The 17,160-nt window shown below is 73.1% G+C and carries 13 protein-coding genes, 1 pseudogene and 1 riboswitch; of the genes and pseudogenes, 7 read left to right on the top strand and 7 right to left on the bottom strand.

Annotated features, from left to right (window positions below):
* Position 1: 1 nt before the first annotated feature.
* On the bottom strand, positions 2-1,618 hold the full coding sequence (locus AC07FT_RS17545; RefSeq protein ID WP_479176954.1) for an AMP-binding protein: 1,617 nt from the start codon (positions 1,616-1,618) through the stop codon (positions 2-4).
* A 600-nt stretch (positions 1,619-2,218) separates the two neighbouring features.
* Between AC07FT_RS17545 and AC07FT_RS17540 the strand changes: the two genes are divergently transcribed.
* Positions 2,219-3,199 (top strand): helix-turn-helix transcriptional regulator, encoded by a 981-nt coding sequence (locus AC07FT_RS17540; protein WP_254738995.1) that lies wholly within the window; start codon positions 2,219-2,221, stop codon positions 3,197-3,199.
* On the opposite strand, the gene AC07FT_RS17535 is transcribed toward AC07FT_RS17540, so the two are convergent.
* Positions 3,157-3,792 carry a LysE family translocator gene (locus AC07FT_RS17535; protein WP_479176953.1) on the bottom strand — a complete coding sequence of 212 codons (636 nt, stop codon included), beginning with the start codon at positions 3,790-3,792 and terminating at the stop codon, positions 3,157-3,159. The two genes, AC07FT_RS17540 and AC07FT_RS17535, sit on opposite strands and share 43 nt — an antisense overlap.
* 95 nt (positions 3,793-3,887) lie before the next feature.
* Between AC07FT_RS17535 and AC07FT_RS17530 the strand changes: the two genes are divergently transcribed.
* On the top strand, positions 3,888-5,393 hold the full coding sequence (locus AC07FT_RS17530; protein ID WP_479176952.1) for an aminotransferase-like domain-containing protein: 1,506 nt from the start codon (positions 3,888-3,890) through the stop codon (positions 5,391-5,393).
* A 19-nt stretch (positions 5,394-5,412) separates the two neighbouring features.
* Here the strand turns inward: AC07FT_RS17530 and AC07FT_RS17525 are convergent, their stop codons facing one another.
* The 3 genes from AC07FT_RS17525 to AC07FT_RS17515 all read right to left on the bottom strand — a co-directional run bounded on the left by AC07FT_RS17525 (position 5,413) and on the right by AC07FT_RS17515 (position 8,701).
* Positions 5,413-5,859: a response regulator gene (locus AC07FT_RS17525; RefSeq protein WP_479176951.1), complete on the bottom strand. Its 447-nt coding sequence runs from the start codon at positions 5,857-5,859 to the stop codon at positions 5,413-5,415.
* On the bottom strand, positions 5,856-7,403 hold the full coding sequence (locus AC07FT_RS17520) for a sensor histidine kinase (RefSeq protein WP_479176997.1): 1,548 nt from the start codon (positions 7,401-7,403) through the stop codon (positions 5,856-5,858). Before AC07FT_RS17520 ends, AC07FT_RS17525 begins: the two co-directional genes overlap by 4 nt.
* A 74-nt stretch (positions 7,404-7,477) precedes the next feature.
* Entirely contained in the window at positions 7,478-8,701 is a 1,224-nt protein-coding gene (locus tag AC07FT_RS17515; protein WP_479176996.1) for a PP2C family protein-serine/threonine phosphatase, read from the bottom strand.
* A 229-nt stretch (positions 8,702-8,930) separates the two neighbouring features.
* On the opposite strand from AC07FT_RS17515, the pseudogene AC07FT_RS17510 reads away from it, so the two are divergent.
* A pseudogene (locus tag AC07FT_RS17510) lies at positions 8,931-10,355 on the top strand (carotenoid oxygenase family protein).
* Between the two features lie 7 nt (positions 10,356-10,362).
* On the opposite strand, the gene AC07FT_RS17505 reads toward AC07FT_RS17510, so the two are convergent.
* Positions 10,363-12,822 (bottom strand): ABC transporter permease, encoded by a 2,460-nt coding sequence (locus AC07FT_RS17505; protein ID WP_479176950.1) that lies wholly within the window; start codon positions 12,820-12,822, stop codon positions 10,363-10,365.
* Positions 12,816-13,619: an ABC transporter ATP-binding protein gene (locus AC07FT_RS17500; RefSeq protein ID WP_479176949.1), complete on the bottom strand. Its 804-nt coding sequence runs from the start codon at positions 13,617-13,619 to the stop codon at positions 12,816-12,818. Before AC07FT_RS17500 ends, AC07FT_RS17505 begins: the two co-directional genes overlap by 7 nt.
* 213 nt (positions 13,620-13,832) lie before the next feature.
* On the opposite strand from AC07FT_RS17500, the gene AC07FT_RS17495 reads away from it, so the two are divergent.
* The 4 genes from AC07FT_RS17495 to AC07FT_RS17480 all read left to right on the top strand — a co-directional run bounded on the left by AC07FT_RS17495 (position 13,833) and on the right by AC07FT_RS17480 (position 17,159).
* A complete protein-coding gene (locus tag AC07FT_RS17495) occupies positions 13,833-15,155 on the top strand; it encodes a sensor histidine kinase (RefSeq protein WP_479176995.1) in 1,323 nt (440 codons plus the stop codon).
* Entirely contained in the window at positions 15,113-15,745 is a 633-nt protein-coding gene (locus AC07FT_RS17490) for a response regulator (RefSeq protein WP_479176948.1), read from the top strand. The genes AC07FT_RS17495 and AC07FT_RS17490 overlap by 43 nt, the downstream gene beginning before the upstream one ends.
* Positions 15,746-15,877: 132 nt before the next feature.
* Positions 15,878-16,059: riboswitch (cobalamin riboswitch) on the top strand.
* A gap of 30 nt (positions 16,060-16,089) precedes the next feature.
* Positions 16,090-16,794 (top strand): energy-coupling factor ABC transporter permease, encoded by a 705-nt coding sequence (locus tag AC07FT_RS17485; RefSeq protein ID WP_432589346.1) that lies wholly within the window; start codon positions 16,090-16,092, stop codon positions 16,792-16,794.
* Entirely contained in the window at positions 16,791-17,159 is a 369-nt protein-coding gene (locus tag AC07FT_RS17480) for an energy-coupling factor ABC transporter substrate-binding protein (protein WP_479176947.1), read from the top strand. The genes AC07FT_RS17485 and AC07FT_RS17480 overlap by 4 nt, the downstream gene beginning before the upstream one ends.
* The last annotated feature ends 1 nt before the right edge of the window (position 17,160 follow it).

Here is a 17,160-nt window from a genome sequence, read left to right as displayed (position 1 = left end):
GTCAGTCTCCGGTTCCTTGGCTGGGGCGGGTGTCGGCGGACGCGCGGGCGACGAGGGCGCCGACGGCCGCGGGGGCACCGGGCGCGCCGGACGCGGACGGCCCGGTGGCGAGCGCGTCCGTCAGCGCGGTCCGGTCGAGCTTTCCGGTGGAGGTGCGGGGCAGCGGCTCACCGGACCAGCGCACGGTCCGGGGCAGTGCGGCGCGCGGCAGCCGCTGACCGAGGTAGTGGCGGAGGGTGAGGCTGTCGAGGGTGGCGGCCGGTGTCCGGCGGACGACCGCGTGCAGCACCTTCCCGGCCTCGTCGTCGGGGACCGCGAGGACCGCGGCCTCCTCGATCCCGTCGTGGGCGCACAGGGCGGCCTCCACCTCGGCGGTGTTGACGCGGACGCCCCGCACCTTCACCACGAAGTCCCGTCGGCCCTCCAGGGTGAGCGTGCCGTCGGGGTGCCGGCGCACCAGGTCGCCGGTGCGGTAGCAGGGGCCGCCGTCCGGGTCCTCCGGATGCGGGACGAACGGGCTGACGGCGGGGGCGGCGCCGGTGTAGCCGGGGGTCTGGAAGGGCGTGCGCACCACGAGTTCACCGCGCCCGGGACCGTGCAGCACCCCGCCGTCCTCGGTGCGGATCCACGCGGTCGTGCCCGCCACGGGGGAGCCGAGCGGCAGTGTGCCGTGCGGCATCGGGTCCCGCGGGTCGATCTCGTGCACGAAGCTGTCGTTGGTCTCGGTGCAGCCGTAGACGTTGTGGAAGCGCGCCCGCGGGAAGAGCGGCGGGAGGGCGGCGAAGGCCGGGCCGGAGATCGCGTCACCGGTGATCAGGACGTGCCGGACCGGGGCGAGGTGGGAGGCGTCGCCGCCGGCGGCGCCCCGGGTGAGCAGGGCGTGGAGCAGGGGCACCCCCTGGACCACATGGACGGGCCGGGCGCGGAGGATCCCCTCCAGATGGGCCGGGTTGACGGCGAGGTCCTGGTCCACCAGGGCGACACAGCCACCGCTGCCGAGCGTCGTCCAGAGATCGAAGAGGCACAAGTCGAAGTTGAGTGGGGCGTGGTTGAGTACGGTCGTCTCCGCGTCGAGGCCGAAGTGGCCGGCCGCCCACGCGGTGAAACGATCGAGCGCGCCGAAGGTGACCGGCGCGATCTTGGGGATGCCGGTGGAGCCGGAGGTGGTCAGCAGCAGAGCGGTGTCATCGGAGTCGTCCGCGGCCGGGTACGGCGTGGTGGGCACGGGCGGGGCGCCCTCGTCGGGGCGCGCGGTGAGCTCCGTGGGGTCCGGCAGCCGTTCCGCTCCGGCGGACGCCAGCAGGGCGGAGAGCGCTTCCGCGCCGAGGTCCGTGGAGGCGATGAGGAGGGGGCGGCGCAGCAGCAGACACGCGAGGACCACGGCCACGGCCTCGGGTGTCTTCTTCGCGACCAGGGCCAGCGGGCCCGGCCGTTCGCCCGGGTCCCCGGGCCGGGGGGCTCCGGAACCACCGCGGTGGGTGCCGATCCACGCGGCGGCCCGGTCGGCCATGGCGACCAGCTCGCCGTAACCGGTGGTGTCTCCGTGCCAGAAAAGGGCGGGTGCGTCAGGGTGGTTCGCCGCGTGCCGCGCGATGAGCGCGGGCAGACAAGCGGGCATGGGTCAGACCTCCTCGGCACGCGGTCGCGTGCAAGGCAAACGGCGGAAGGGGCAGGCGAATTCAGCACCCGGCACACAGGAATGCCAAGATGTTGAGCGCCGAACATTTGAAATGGGGGCCTATCGGGAATCCGGACCGGCCCCCAATGGCCGGAAACGTGCTGTCGCGGACTCAGCCGCGCGGCACGATCAGCCCCACTCGAAGTCGTCCCCACCGTCCTGGCGCGCCCAGGAAGCGGTTTCTACTCCCCGCTTCGCCGCGACCACGGCGAACGGCGTGCCCGCCGCTCTGACCGGTGATCCTTTGACCGTCCCCCGCCTCATGCGCGCCGCCGTACCGGCGGACCCGCATGCAGTCACTGTTCCCATCTCCCCGTGCACTCCTTTCAACCGTTCCGCCCCCCAGCGGTGCGATCCCGCGAGGAAGGCGCCTAGGACAACTCTGCTGCCGGAAAAAAGGTCAGTAAAGTGACCAAGGCTGGCCGACAAGGGACGTGACGCACATGGGCCAGCAAAATGAATCATTCCGTTTTGCCGCAAGGGGGTTCACCCGTGGATATCGAAGAGGACCGAAAAGTGCTTGCGGACCTGTATCGGAACATGCTGAAGGAACCGTCGCTGGAACTGCGCGAGTTAGGTGAGCGCACCAGCCTCGACCCGGACGCCTGCCGCGAGGCGACTGATCTGCTGCGCGAGGTCGGGCTGCTCACCGACGCGGGTCCCGGCCGGCTCGCCACCGTCTCCACCGAGAAGGCGCTGGCCAGGCTGGCGCTCCAGGCCGAGGAGTCGGCCGATATGTGGCTGGCCGACACCGTGCGGCTGCGCAAGGCGATCCGGCTGCTCTGCACCGAACTGGCCGATCAGTACCACGATCAGCGGAGCCTGGCCCCGGCGGAACTGATCATCGGCATGGACCGTATCTCGGAGGTGCTCGAGGACTCCTCCGAGATCGCGGTCAACGAAGTCCTGAGCATGCAGCCCGGTCCGGTGATCGAGAGCCGCACCCCGGACCGCATCAACCGCAACGAACGGGTCATCAAACGCGGGGTGGCCATGCGCACCATCCACCTCGCGTCCACCAGCCGTATCCCGCACGGTCTGCGCTATCTGCGGGAACTCCAGGCCATCGGCGCCGAGATCCGGCTGGCCCACACCATCCCCTTCCGGCTCATCGTGGTCGACGACGTCATGGCCTTCACCCCGGCCCCCGGCAACGAGGACCAGGCGGCCGCCCTGGTCACCCGTGGCCCGCTCATCACCCATCTGCTGCGCCGGGTCTTCGAGCACTGCTGGCATTCGGCGACCCCCCTGGACAGCATGCATCCCGACAGCGGCCGTGAGCAGGCCCCACCGCTGGACACCCAGCAGTTCACCGTGCTCCAGATGCTGAACGCCGGACTCAAGGACGAGGCCATCGCCCGCGAACTGGGCGTCTCCATACGGACCTTGCGCCGGATCACCGCCGACCTGATGGACAAGCTCAACGCCACCAGCCGCTTCCAGGCGGGGGTGCGGGCGCATGAACTGGGCTGGCTCGATCACAGCGCCGGGACCACCGCGAAGAGTCCCAGCGAGATGTAGACCGCTCCGACCGCCTGCGGCTGGCGCCGCAGGATCCGGGGGCGGTCGCGGAGCCAGCCGCTCAGCAGACCGCCCGCCAGGGCGTAGACCAGGTCCAGGGCCAGCGCCACCAGGAAGAACACCGCGCCCAGCACCAGCATCTGGCCCCGTGTCCCGGCCGTGCCCTGCCCGGGACTGACGAACTGTGGCAGGAAGGCGAGGAAGAACAGGGCGACCTTGGGATTGAGCACGTTCACCAGGACGCCGTCCCGGAACACCTCGGCCAGGGGGATCCGGGCCGCCGTCCCGGACAGATCCAGCGCTTCGGGCCGCCGCAGGGCCCGCAGACCGAGGTGGACGAGATAGGCGGCACCGGCGTACCTCAGTGTCGCGTAGGCCACGTCGGAGCGGGCGATCAGGGCCGAGAGCCCGAACACGGCCGCCGCGATGTGCACCAGGGTGCCCGTCTCCACCCCGAGCGCCGAGCACACCCCCGAACGACGCCCCTGGCTGACGCTCCGGGTGAGGACGTAGACCAGGTTGGGGCCGGGGATCAGCACAAGGGCGAACGACGCGGCGACGAAGGCGAGGAGCCGCGAGGTCTCCGGGATCATGTGCCCTCCAGCGCTGTACGGTACCGGCGGTCGAAGCCTGCCTCCGGCGGGGTCCCCTCCAGCCTGACGGTGCGGGAGGATTTCCGACCGGGCCAATGAAGGGGGAAGTGGACCGGATGACGGACCTCGGCACGGACCGGGCGGCCCATCCACCGGAGCTGCTGCTCCTGCTCGACGACTGGATGGCCGGTCCCGGACCGCTGTACACCAAACTGGCGCGGGCGCTGCACCGCGCCGTGCGCACGGGAGACCTGTGCGCCAGCGCCCGGCTGCCCTCCGAACGGGGACTGGCCAAGGCCCTCGGTGTCAGCCGGGCCACCGTGGTGGCGGCCTACGACGAACTGCGGGCGCTCGGCGCGGTGGAGAGCCGCCGCGGCAGCGGCACCCGGGTGACCCCGCGCCCGGTCCCCCGCCCCGCGGGGACCGACGGCCGGGTCTCCGGCGGCCGGGCGACCGCGCTGATCCAGCGGATGGTGGACCGCCGGGAGGACACCATCTCGCTGGCCATGGCGGCCGAACCGGCGGTGGCCGAGGTGCGCGAGGCGCTGCACGACGTACTGCGCACCGATCTGGCCGGGCTGATGGCGGACACCGGGTACCACCCCGGTGGCCTGCCGGTTCTGCGCCACGCGCTGGCGGACCACTTCGCCACCACCGGGCTGGCCACCGCCCCCGAGCAGGTGCTGGTGACCACGGGGGCGACCCAGGCGCTGGGTCTGGTGGCCCAGTTGTATCTGCGCCGGGGCTCGGCGGTGGTGGTGGAGTGCCCCAGCTGGCCGGGGTGTCTCGATGTGTTCCGCGCCGCCGGTGCCGTACCGCACGGGGTGCCGCTGGACCAGGACGGGATCCGGGTCGACGGACTCGCGGAAGCGCTTTCCCGGCACCGTCCCGAGCTGGTGTACGTGACGCCCACGTACCACAACCCGACCGGGGTGCTGATGTCCGCGGGGCGCCGCCGCCGGGTGGCCGAACTCTGCGCCCACCACGGCGTACCGCTCGTCGAGGACCTCGCCTATGACATCGGTATCGACGAGGGTGCGCGGGAGCCCGCGCCCATCGCGGCGTTCGCGGCGGCGGGCGCGGGCCGCGGGGTGCGCCAGGGTGCCGAGGTGCTCACCGTGGGCTCACTGGCGAAGGCGGTCTGGGGCGGGCTGCGGATCGGCTGGGTCCGGGGCCCGGCCGAGGTGATCGGGCGGCTGGCCCGGCTGAAGGCACTGGCGGACCTGGGCAGTCCGGTGCTCGACCAGGCCCTCGCGGCCCGGCTGCTGCCGCGGCTCGATGAGCTCAAGGCCCGCCGGGCACTGACCCTGCGCCGCCGTCTGGACCATCTGGAGGGGCTCCTCACCGCGAGACTGCCCGCCTGGCGGTGGAGCAGACAGCCCGGCGGTTCCGCGCTGTGGACGAGGCTGCCCCATGACACCGACGCCCAGGTGTACGCCCAGGTGGCGTTGCGGCACGGGGTCGAGGTCGTCCCCGGAGCGGTGACGGACCCCAGTGGGGCGCACGACAGTCACATCAGGATTCCGCTCACCCTGCCGGAGGAGCGGCTCACCGCACTGGTGGACCGGCTCGCCGCGGCGTGGGCGGATCTGGGCCCCTGACGGACGGGGGCGGGGACGGCTACCCGACCTGCCCCGGCAGCCGGACGACCTGGACGAAGAAGTCGTCGATCTGACGGACCGCGGCGATGAACTGGTCCAGGTCCACCGGCTTGGTGACATAGGCGTTGGCGTGGAGCCTGTAGCTGCGCAGGATGTCCTCCTCGGCCGCGGAGGTGGTGAGGACGACGACGGGGATATGGGCCAGCTCCGGGTCGGACTTGATCTTCTCCAGGACCTGACGGCCGTCGTACTTGGGCAGGTTCAGATCGAGCAGGATCAGATCGGGCCGTGGGGCGTCGGGGTGGTCGCCGCGCCGGTAGAGGAAGTCCAGTGCCTCCTCGCCGTCCCTGACCACCAGGAGGGTGTTGCCGATCTTGTTGTCCTCGAACGCCTCCCGGGTCATCAGCTCGTCCCCGGGGTCGTCCTCGACGAGGAGCACGACGATGGGGCTGGCGGCAGGGGTCATGTCAGGGCCTCTGTCTCGGTGGGGGCGCCGGACCCGTCGGGGCTCCCGGCGCGGGAGGTGGGGAGGACGAAGCGGAAGCGGGTGCCGTCGGTGTGGGCGGTGTCGATCCAGATCCGCCCGCCGTGCTGCTCCACGATCTTCTTGCACAGGGCCAGACCGATACCGGTGCCCCCGTAGGCCTCTCGGCTGTGCAGGCGCTGGAAGATGAGGAAGACCTTCTCGGCGAACTGCCCGGGGATGCCGATGCCGTTGTCGGTGACGCTCAGCAGCAGGCTGTCCGGGTCGTCCGGATCGGTTTCGCAGGTGATCGAGACGTGGACGGGGCGCTCGGGGTCACGGAACTTCAGGGCGTTGCCCACCAGGTTCTGCCAGAGCATGGTCAGCATGGTCGGGTCCCCGATGACCTCGGGCAGCCGATCCGGCCGGTCCACGCGGGCGCCGGACTCCTCCACGGCCGCCCCCAGGTTGGCCAGGGCCTTGTCCAGCGGCTGGTGGAGGGCGATGGGCAGCCGGCTGTCGTTGACCCGTCCGACGCGGGAGAAGGTCAGCAGGTCGTTGATGAGCACCTGCATGCGCTTCGCCCCGTCGACGGCGAAGTCCACGTACTGCCGCCCCCGGTCGTCCAGTTTGTCCCCGTACCGCCGTTCCAGCAGCTGACAGAAGGACGCCACCTTGCGCAGCGGCTCCTGGAGGTCATGGGAGGCGACATAGGCGAACTGTTCCAGTTCGACGTTGGACCGGCGCAGTTCCACGGCCTGGGCGTCCAGGTGGGCGGCCTGCCGGGTCAGCTCCTCCTGCTGGTCGCGGGAGGCCGCGAGCTCGGTCACGATCCGCCTGCGCATACCTTCGACGTCATCGGCCACCGCGGTCAGGTCGGCCGGGCCGGCGACCTCGATCACGTGGCCGAACTCACCGCCCGCCACCCGCCGGGACGCCGTGCGCAGCTCCCCCAGCGGGCGGGCCACCAGCAGCCGGACCAGGACGGTGAGCGCCACGCCGGTCAGCAGGAAGGCCGCCACCATGCCCGCCAGCATCGTGTTGCGCACCGTGCGCTCGCGGTCGAGGCGGGCCTTCCCCTCCCGGAGCGTCTCCGCCAGGCCGGTGTTCTGCTCGGACCACGCGGTGCGCAGCCTGTCGAACGCCTTCTTGCCCCGCTCGGCCGTCCGCCGGTCGACCGTCTTCGGCTCACCGGGGGTCACGGAGGCGGTCAGGGGCTCGGCGTAGTCGTGCCGCCAGTCGGCCGCCTGCCGCTCGACGGCCCGCAGGTCCGCGAGCAGTTCGGGCTGGTCGCCGATGAGGGTGCGGAGCCGGGCGGCCGCGTTCGCCTGGTCCCGTTGGCCCTGGGCGTAGGGGGCGAGGAACTGGCGGTCGGCGGCGATCGCGTAGCCACGGATACCCGTCTCCTGGTTGACCAGGGCGGCCTGGAGCCGGTACGCCTCGGTCTGGGCGGGCTGGACGCGCTGGATGAGGCGATCGGTCACCTCGGCGGTCCGGCCCAGCAGCGTCGCCCCGATCACCGTGCCGACGACCACCACCAGTGTCATCAGCGCCAGCACCAGGTAGAACCAGCTCTGTACCGTCAGCCGGCGCCCGATCCCCGCCCGGCCTCTTCCGTCCGTCACCGTCCGCTCCCCACACCGCGCGCACCGGCCGCGCGGTTCCAGCTCAGATGGACCACGGCGACGTCGTCGGCGAGTCCGCCGCGGGCCTCGGCCAGTCCCTCGGCCCTCTTGATCAGCCGGTCCACGAACGCCTCGGCCGGGAGACCGGCCGCCTCCCGGGCCATGGCCAGCAGGCCCTCCTCGCCCAGGCGCTGGGGACCGCGGCTCACATGGCCTTCGAAGAGCCCGTCGGTGAAGAGCACGATCGACGCGCCCTCCGGAATCGGCAGCTCCGCGGTCGGCCAGTGCGCACCGCCGGGGACCATGCCCAGCGCGGGCCCGCCGGGCACCTCCACCCACTCCACGGCCCCGCCGGTCCGGTGGAGCAGACCGGGGTGGCCCGCCCGCACGATGTGGGCCCGCTGTTCGCCCGGGGCCGCGGCCAGGCTGACGAGGGTGGCGAACACCTCGTCCCGGACGCGCTCGGCGATCAGGAGTTCCTCGAGCCGGGCCACCTGCTCGGCGCCGGTGACCCCGCTGAGGACCAGGGTGCGCCAGGCGATCCGCAGGGCCACGCCCAGGGCCGCCTCGTCGGGTCCGTGCCCCGAGACATCTCCGACCAGGGCGTGCACCGTGCCGTCGGCGCTCTGGACGACATCGTAGAAATCGCCGCCGAGCAGGGCCTGCGCCCGGCCGGGCCGGTAGCGGGCCACGACCTCCACGCCCTCGGCGCGCAGCAGCGGGCGGGGCAGGAGGCCCCGCTCCAGCCGGGCGTTCTCCTGTGCCTGCATCAGGCTGGCCTGGAGGGCCACCGCCGCCTGCTCGGCCTGTTTGCGCTGGATCGCGTAGCGCACCGCCCTGCCGAAGAGCTCGGGTTCGACCCGGCCCTTGACCAGGTAGTCCTGTGCGCCGGCGGCGACCGCCGCCAGCCCGGTCTGCTCCTCGGCGAGCCCGGTGAGCACCACGACGGCCACCTGGTCGGTGTGGGCGAGGACCAGGGAGACGGCCTCGAGCCCCTGGGCGTCCGGCAGGTTCAGATCGAGGAGTACACAGTCCGGCATCTCGGCCGCGAGCGCCGCGGTGACCTCGGTCATCGAGCGGACCCAGCGCAGCCGCATCTTCAGGGCGCTGTCGGCGACCAGTTCCTCCACCAGCAGCGCGTCACCCGGGTCGTCCTCCACCAGGAGGACCGAAGGCTCCCCCCGCTCCCACGCCGCCGCGCCGGCCCGGGCCACTGACATCACATCGGCTGTCTCCGCCTGCGACGCCGCCATGACGGTCCCGCCTTCCCACCCCGTATGCACCGCATACCGTCGGACGTTGCCGACAGGCAACGCTCGAGGATACCCAGGACGGTGGCCGAACCTTCACCGGTCCCCCACAGGGGTTCGCCCCCCCTTCATTGGTGTTCCTCCCGCTATGGCATTTGACTGGATCGTGGTGACGGAGCTCCGGACGCAGGAGGACCCCATGACCGCACATGCCGCGGACTTCGACCCGTCCCGGGTGGCGCATCTGGGCGGACGGTTCGCCCCGGTCACCGAGGAGGTCGACGCGGCGGACCTGGAGATCGTCGGTGAACTGCCGGCGGAGCTGGACGGGGTCTATCTGCGCAACGGCCCCAACCCGCGGTTCACCCCGATCGGCTCCTACCTCTATCCGATCGACGGCGACGGCATGCTCCACGGCGTCTGGATGTCAGGGGGACGCGCCCGCTACCGCAACCGCTTCGTCCGCACCCCGGCCATGCGCGCCGAGGAGGCGGCGGGACGGGCTCTGTGGGGCGGTCTGGAGTCCATGATCACCCCGGGCCCCGAGGAGGTCGGGGACGCGCTGTCCGGCACCTTCAAGCCACTGCCGGACATCAACGTCATCGAGCACGCGGGACGGCTGCTGGCTCTCGCGGAGTCCGACTGCCCGTTCCGTGTGGGCCCCGGCCTTGAGACGCTCGGGAAGGAGACGTTCGGCGGTCTGCTGCCCGCCGGTATCACCGCCCACCCCAAGATCGATCCGACCACCGGTGACCTGGTGGTCTTCACCTACGCCCTCGAACCCCCATTTCTGACGTGGGCGGTCATCGGCCCGGACGGCGCGGTGAGCGGCGGCCCCACCCCCGTGGCGGGGGTGACCGAGCCGTCGATGATCCATGACATGGCCCTCACCGGCCGCTAGCTGGTCCTGGTTCTCGCCCCGGCCTTCTTCGACCTCGCCGCGGCCATGAGCGGCGGATCGTTCCTGGCCTGGCGGCCCGAGCGAGGCACCCGCTTCGCGCTGATCCCCCGGGACGGCGGCCCGGTCCGCTGGGCGGAGGACGAGGCGTTCTGGCTCTGGCACACCGTCAACGCCCATGACACCGCCGAGGGGCATGTCGTCCTCGACTACGTCCAATGGCCCGCCCTCACCCTCGGGAGCGCCGTGACCGGGGGGACCGCGCACCACGGTCTGACCCGTGCCGACATCGATCCGGTGGCCGGTGCGGTCCGGCGGGTCCAGCTGGACGACACACGGGTCGAACTGCCCCGGATCGACGACCGCTCCATCGGGCGCCCGCACCGGCGTATCGCGGTGGCGGCGGGCAGCGGGCGGACCACCGGTCTGCTCCCCGGTGAGTACGACGCCCTGCGCTGGTACGACGTGGACGAGAGCGGGCTGATGACGCTGGGCTGGGACGCGGGCGACCTCTCCGTCGGCGAACCCGTCTTCGCGCCCGCCCCGGGCTCGAACGACGACCGGCGCGGCCACTGGCTCACCTTCGCCACCGACCGTACCGACGGCACCAGCCGGCTCCTCGTCATCCCCTCCGAGGATCCGGCCGGAGGCCCGGTGGCCCGGGTCCGCATTCCCGTCCGGGTCCCCCTCGGCCTGCACGGGATCTGGCTGCCCAGCGGGGAATGAGACCGGCTCACCGGGGCGTTCCGGCCGCGCCCGGCGCGGAGCGGCGCAGGGTCAGTGCGGCGGGGACGACGGACGCCGCCACGGCGAGCACCGCGCAGGCCCCGACCGCCCCGCCGATGGCCGTCCACGGGAGCGCGGGCGCGGTCGGCACCGACAGCAGGCACAGGGCGGCCCACAGTCCGGCCACATTGAGCCCGGCGACCAGGAGCCCCAGCACCCCGCCGACCGCGACCACCATCACCGCCTCGGCGCCCACCAGCCGCAGCGCCTGTCCCGTGGTCGCCCCGGCAAGGCGCAACGCCACGAGGTCGGGTATCCGGTCGGAGGTGGCCATGACCATGGTGTTGACCAGGGAGATGGCGGTGTAGAGCAGGGCGATGCCGAGGACCAGCAGGAAGCCGGTCCTGGTCTTCTCGTCCGTCCCCGGCCGGGTGGAGCTCAGCCACTGGTCCCGGGTGAGCACCTGGCCACTCGCCCCGTGCAGCGCCGCGCGCACCCCGGCGGCCACGGCATGCGCGTCGGCCCCGTCCTCGACGGTGATGTCGACGCGGTCGACGGCCGCGCCCGGGGCGTTGCGCGGTGTCAGGTAGACCCCGTTGTCACCGGTGCCGGTGGCCATCACCGCGGCGATCCGCAGGGACCGTTCACTGCCGTCGCCGAGCCACACCCGCACCCGCTGTCCGACGGTATGCCGCTGCCACTCCTCGTTGACGATGATCGAGTCGTCGTCGAGGTCACTCACCCGGCCCGCCACGACCGGCAGCCGGGTGGTCCGGGCGAGGGGCCCTGGTTCGGCGGCGCGGGCCTCGGAGGCGATGAGGGCCACCCCGTCCTCCAGGACGTGGACCGCGCCGGCGGAGGTCGCGGACACCTGCGCACCGGGCACCGCCCGCAGCCCGCGCACGGTCGCCGCGCCGAGACTCCCGCCGCGCGCCGCCGGGACCACCACGAGGTCGGCCGCGGTCCGGGCGCGCGCCTCCGCGGCCCCGGCCGCGTTCAGCGTGCCGGTGGCGCCGAGCAGCGAACCGGCGAGGGCGACCGTGACCAGCACCGGCGCCGCGACGGCGGCGGTGCGCCGGACACCGGCGGCGGCGTTCTCCCGCACCAGCGTCCCCCCGGCGCCCGGCAGCCGGGCGGGGAGCCAGCCGAGCAGCCGGGTCAGCGGACGCACCACGGCGGGGGTGAGCAGCGCCACCGCGGTGATCAGCAACATCGGCCGGCTCACATAGCTCTTCCGGCGCAACAGCTCCCCCGGGTCGCCGGACAGCGCGATTCCCAGGGTCACCGCGGCCGTCACCAGCAGACCGAGTCCGGCCAGCAGTCGGCCCCGGGTCAGCGTCGCGGTGTCCACGGACGCCTCGCGCAGCGCTTCGGTGGGGCGGGTGCGTCCCGCCCGCCAGGACGCGGCCACCACACCGCACAGCGCGAACAGGAGGCCGGTCCAGAAGGCCAGGTGGTACGGCCAGATGTGGTGGCCGATGGTGAACCAGTCCGGCGCCAGTCCGCGGTCGGCCGTCCAATCGGCCAGCAGCGGAGCGCCGTACGCGCCGAGCGCACAGCCGGTGGCCGAGGCGAGCGCCCCGATCAGCAGGGCCTCGGTCAGCACCATCCGGCGGAGCTGTCCCGGTGTCGCCCCGGCCGAGCGCAGCAGTCCGAACTCCCGGCGCCGCTGGGCGACCCCGAACGCGAAGGTGGACGCCACCACGAAGGCGGACACGAAGGCGGTGACGCCACCAGCCGTGCCGAACAGGGCGTTCATCGCCGTCAGCGCCTCCTTGTCGCGGTCCGGGCGGGGGTCGGCCGCCCGGCGCGCGTCCCCCGTCAGCACCCGGACACCCTCGCTGCCGCGTACCGCCGCGCGCACGGCGGCGGCGTCGGCGCGCACGACGAGCTGCACACTGCGCGGGGACAGCGCGGCGGCGCGCCGGTCGGTGAAGAAGACGGCGTGTTCGAACCCGCCACCGGTGACGGTGCCGACGACGCGGACGGTGCCGCGGTCGGTGCGCACGCGCTCACCGGGCCGGGCCCACCCGCCGCTGACGACGACCTCGTCGCCGGTGCGGGGCGCACGCCCCGCCTCGATCGCGTACCGGCCGAACGGGGCCGTGGACCAGGGGTGGCCCACCAGGTCACCGGGCGCGCCCCGGGCCCGCACCCCGAACGACCGGTCCTCGACGACGGTGCCCAGCCCGCGCAGTTCCGCCACAGTGGCCACGGGCACGGGGCGCGGCTGCGTGAGCGGATGGACCCGCTGCCCGGCGGCCGTGGGGACGCGGAGGGTGTCCGCGCCCCGCACCACGACCGGCGCGCCCGCGAACCGCTCGGGTCCGCGGTCGGGCGGGTCCAGCGACGAGGCGAGGGCCAGGCCCATCACGGCGACCAGCGCGACCCCCAGGGCGAGTGCGACGAAACTGCCGGCGAAGGTGGTCCAGCGGGTGCGCACGGTGTGGAAGGCGACACTCAGCACGGGGCGGCCTCCAGACGGGTCATCCGGGCGGCGATGTCCTCGGCCCGTGCCCCGGCCAGTTCACCGCTCACCCGTCCGTCGGCCAGGAACACCACCCGGTCGGCGAACGCGGCGGCGACCGGGTCGTGCGTGACCATGACGACCGTCCGGCCGTCCCCGTCGACCGTGGCGCGCAGCAGACCGAGCACCTCACGGCCGGTCCGCGAGTCCAGCGCACCGGTGGGCTCGTCGCCGAAGAGCACATCGGGGCGGGTGATCAGGGCGCGGGCCAGGGCGACCCGTTGCTGCTGCCCGCCGGAGAGCTCCGCCGGACGGTGCCGCGCCCGGTCCGCGAGACCGACCTGACGGAGCGCCTCGCGCACCCGGGCCGGGGAGGGGCGGCGCCCGGCGAGCCGCAGCGGCAGTCCCACGTTCTGCTCCGCGGTCAGCGACGGCAGCAGGTTGAACGCCTGGAAGACGAACCCGATATGCGCGCGGCGCAGCAGGGTCAGCCGGGTCTCGCCGAGCCCCGTCAGCTCCGTCCCGCATACGGTGACCGTGCCCGAGGTGGGGCGGTCCAGCCCGGCGGCGCACTGCAACAGTGTCGACTTGCCCGAGCCGGAGGGGCCCATGACGGCGGTGAAGGTGCCGCGGGGGAAGGTGATGGAGACCTGGTCGAGCGCCCGCACCTCCTCCGGGCCCGACCGGTGGTGTCTGCTGACCGAACGCAGCCGGACGGCGTCGGCCCGTTCCTGTCCGTCCGTCCGTGCCCGCCCGTCCGTCTGCCGTCCGCGCCGGCCCGTGCCCCACAGCGTCATCGGGTGCCGCCTCCCTGTCCCTGGTTCCATCGGCGGTCCAACGAAACCGCGCGGGGGCCGTCCACCGCAGTACGGCGGGATCGAGAGCGGGGGTAGGGCCTGCCCTACCCTCCGCACTCCCCCTGGGGCGATGGCGGTGGCCCGAGCGGGCCTTCTACGGTGACGCCCATGCACCCGGTGACCTCCGTGGCCCCCCGGAACGTGTGGCGGGCCATGTCCGCACGGGGCTTCCTGCTGTCCTCATGGCCGTGGCGCGCGGCCGGTTATCTGCTCACCGGCGCGGTGACCGGTGCCGTCACGCTCGTGGGCGTCACGGCACTGGTGGCGCTGGGCAGTGTGCTCGCGCTCGTGCTCGTGGGGCTGCCGCTGCTGGTCCTCGCCGCCCTCGCCGGACTCCCGGTGGGCCGGGTGGAGCGGTACCGGCTGCGGCTGATCGACCGGGAGCCGGCCCCCGACCCGCACCTCGTCCCCGATGCGCACGGTCTGCGGTCCTGGCTGACGACCCGTCTGCGGGAGCAGGCCACCCGGCGGGAGCTCGGCTACGTGCTGCTGTTGGCCGTCCTGCTGTGGCCGGTCGACGCCCTCGTGGTCATGGGCGCGCTGCTGCTCCCGCTGTCCGTGGTGGCGACACCGCTGCTGATGGCCACGGTCGGGGGCGGCCAGGAGGCCAAGGTGGTGAAGCTGTGGACCGTCACCGCCTGGCCGACCGCGTGCGCGGTCGCCCTGCTCGGTCTGGTCCTCCTGGCCCTGGGCGGCTATGTCCTGGGGGCCGCGGCCGGTGCCAGGGCCGCGCTGGCGCGGCTCCTGGTCGCCCCGCGTGAGGCGGCCCTCGGCGCGCGGGTCGTCGAACTGGCCCGCTCCCGTGTCCGGTTGGTGAACGCGTTCGAGGCCGAACGGCGCCGTATCGAGCGTGATCTGCACGACGGTGCGCAGCAGCGGCTGGTGGCGCTGACGATGACGCTCGGTCTGGCCCGCCTCGACACCCCGCCGGGCCCCCTCGCCGACCGGCTCGCCAAGGCCCATCAGGAGGCGGGAGCGGCACTGGCGGAGCTGCGCGAGCTCATCCACGGCATCCATCCCCAGGTCCTCACGGACTTCGGCCTCGGGGCGGCGGTGGCCGATGCCGCGGACCGCTCCCCGGTCCCGGTGGACGTGGACCTGGACCTGCCGGGACGGCTGCCGCGGGCGGTGGAGGCGGCCGCGTACTTCGTGGTCCGCGAGGCCCTCGTCAACACGGCCAGGCACAGCGGGGCGAGCCGGGCGGAGGTGAGCGGCGGGCACCGGGACGGACGGCTGGTCCTGCGGGTGCGCGACGACGGCGGGGGTGGCGCCGACCCGGGTGCGGGCAGCGGGCTGACCGGACTCGCGGACCGGGTGTCGGTGCTCGATGGCAGACTCTCCCTGTCCAGCCCGCCGGGCGGGCCGACCCTGGTGTGTGTGGAGTTTCCTTGCGAACCGACCGACAGCGATCCTCCGGCCGGCCTCTGCGCGTCGTGCTCGCCGAGGACGGTGTGCTGCTGCGGGAAGGGCTCGTAGAGCTGCTCGGCCGGTGCGGACATACGGTGGTCGCGGCCGTCGGTGACGCCCCGGCGCTGGTGGCCGCCGTCGAGGAGCACGCGCCGGACATCGTGGTGACCGATGTCCGGATGCCGCCGGGGTTCCAGGACGAGGGACTGCACGCGGCGGTGCGGCTGCGTGAGCGGCGGCCCGCCCTGCCCGTCCTGGTGCTCAGTCAGTACGTGCAGCGGGCGTATGCCTCGGACCTGCTGGACTCCGGTGACGGCACCGGCGTCGGCTATCTGCTGAAGGACCGGGTGGGGCAGGTCGAGGAGTTCATGGACGCCCTGGGCGCGGTCGCCGACGGCGGCACCGTGGTCGACCCCGAGGTGGTGCGCCAACTGCTGCGCCGGCGCCGCGATCCGCTGGAGCGGCTCACCCCGCGCGAACGGGAGGTCCTCGCCCTGATCGCGGAAGGCCGGTCCAACGCCGCGATCGCCCGTGCGCTGGTGGTGTCCGACGCGGCCGTGGGCAAGCACATCAGCGGCATCCTCACCAAACTGGACCTCCCGCCGGGCGAGGACACCCACCGCCGGGTGCTCGCCGTGCTGGCGTATCTACGGGCCTGAGGACGAGCCGCCCCACGGGCGTGAGGACGAGCGGAGCGGGTGGTTCCGAACCCACCCGAACCCGGCCGTACCGCGCGACCGGCGTGCGACCGCGCGCCCCCGAGCGCGCTTGTCACCACCCCGATCCGGGCATTACTGTCACCACGCCTTGGTGAACGGGAAATCGGTGTGATGCCGGTGCGGCCCTCGCCACTGTGATCGGGAAGTCCGGCTCCGGCCCTCGCGGGCAGCCACTGGGTCCTCGGACCCGGGAAGGCGGAGCACGGGCGGTGGTACCCGTAAGCCAGGAGACCGGCCGAGGCGCGTCGTCCATCCACGAGGTGCTGGAGAGGGTCTGCTGAACCATGCACATAGCCGAGGGTTTCCTGCCTCCGGCGCACGCGATCGCCTGGGGCGTCGCGTCCGCGCCTTTCGTCGTCCACGGAGTACGGTCACTCACCCGTGAGGTCAAGGAGCATCCGGAGAGCACCCTGCTCCTCGGCGCCTCCGGAGCCTTCACCTTCGTTCTGTCGGCCCTCAAACTGCCCTCGGTGACCGGGAGCTGTTCCCATCCGACCGGCACCGGGCTGGGTGCCATCCTGTTCCGCCCGCCGATCATGGCGGTACTGGGCACGATCACCCTGCTCTTCCAGGCGCTGCTGCTCGCGCACGGCGGGCTGACCACGCTCGGCGCCAACGTCTTCTCGATGGCGATCGTCGGGCCGTGGGCCGGTTACGCGGTGTACCGGCTGCTGCGGCGGGCCGGGGTACCGCTGATGGTCACCGTGTTCTTCGCCGCGTTCGTGGCCGATCTGTCCACCTACTGCGTCACCAGCGTGCAGCTCGCCCTCGCCTTCCCGGACCCGAGCAGCGGGTTCCTGGGCGCGCTCGGCAAGTTCGGCTCCATCTTCGCCGTCACCCAGATCCCGCTCGCGGTCAGTGAGGGATTCCTCACGGTGCTCGTGATGCGCCTGCTCGCGCAGTCCAGCAAGGGTGAGCTGACCCGGCTGGGCGTGTTCCCGGCCGATGAGCGGAAGCGGACCGAGACGACCGAGGCGGTGGCCCGATGAGCCGTAACACGAAGATCAACGCCCTGCTGCTGCTCGCGGTGGCGGCGCTCGCGATCGTGCCACTGGCCCTGGGGCTCGGCGACCACAAGGAGGAGCCCTTCACAGGCTCCGACGCCGAGGCGGAGACCGCGATCACCGAGCTGAAGCCCGACTACGAGCCGTGGTTCTCACCGCTCTACGAACCGCCGTCGGGGGAGATCGAGTCGGCCCTGTTCGCCCTTCAGGCGGCCCTGGGCGCCGGCGTCCTCGCCTACTACTTCGGTCTGCGCCGGGGACGGCGCCAGGGCGAGCAGCGCGCCCAGGAGCGGCAGGAGGCCGAGAGCGCGTCCGTGGCCGCCCGGGAGCCGGACGACGAGAGCGTCTGAG

The sequence above is a fragment of the Streptomyces sp. NPDC045899 genome (assembly GCF_056431485.1).
The sequence above is the reverse complement of the archived record's forward strand: the minus strand, read 5'-3'. Positions and strand labels throughout refer to the sequence as shown.

Bases quoted from the DNA above. Each gene is read 5' to 3' on its own strand.
- AC07FT_RS17545 (WP_479176954.1), bottom strand. From the start codon at position 1,618: ATGCCCGCTTGTCTGCCCGCGCTCATCGCGCGGCACGCGGCGAACCAC.
- AC07FT_RS17540 (WP_254738995.1), top strand. From the start codon at position 2,219: ATGCTGAAGGAACCGTCGCTGGAACTGCGCGAGTTAGGTGAGCGCACC.
- AC07FT_RS17535 (WP_479176953.1), bottom strand. From the start codon at position 3,792: ATGATCCCGGAGACCTCGCGGCTCCTCGCCTTCGTCGCCGCGTCGTTC.
- AC07FT_RS17530 (WP_479176952.1), top strand. From the start codon at position 3,888: ATGAAGGGGGAAGTGGACCGGATGACGGACCTCGGCACGGACCGGGCG.
- AC07FT_RS17525 (WP_479176951.1), bottom strand. From the start codon at position 5,859: ATGACCCCTGCCGCCAGCCCCATCGTCGTGCTCCTCGTCGAGGACGAC.
- AC07FT_RS17520 (WP_479176997.1), bottom strand. From the start codon at position 7,403: ATGACACTGGTGGTGGTCGTCGGCACGGTGATCGGGGCGACGCTGCTG.
- AC07FT_RS17515 (WP_479176996.1), bottom strand. From the start codon at position 8,701: ATGTCAGTGGCCCGGGCCGGCGCGGCGGCGTGGGAGCGGGGGGAGCCT.
- AC07FT_RS17500 (WP_479176949.1), bottom strand. From the start codon at position 13,619: ATGACGCTGTGGGGCACGGGCCGGCGCGGACGGCAGACGGACGGGCGG.
- AC07FT_RS17495 (WP_479176995.1), top strand. From the start codon at position 13,833: ATGTCCGCACGGGGCTTCCTGCTGTCCTCATGGCCGTGGCGCGCGGCC.
- AC07FT_RS17485 (WP_432589346.1), top strand. From the start codon at position 16,090: ATGCACATAGCCGAGGGTTTCCTGCCTCCGGCGCACGCGATCGCCTGG.
- AC07FT_RS17480 (WP_479176947.1), top strand. From the start codon at position 16,791: ATGAGCCGTAACACGAAGATCAACGCCCTGCTGCTGCTCGCGGTGGCG.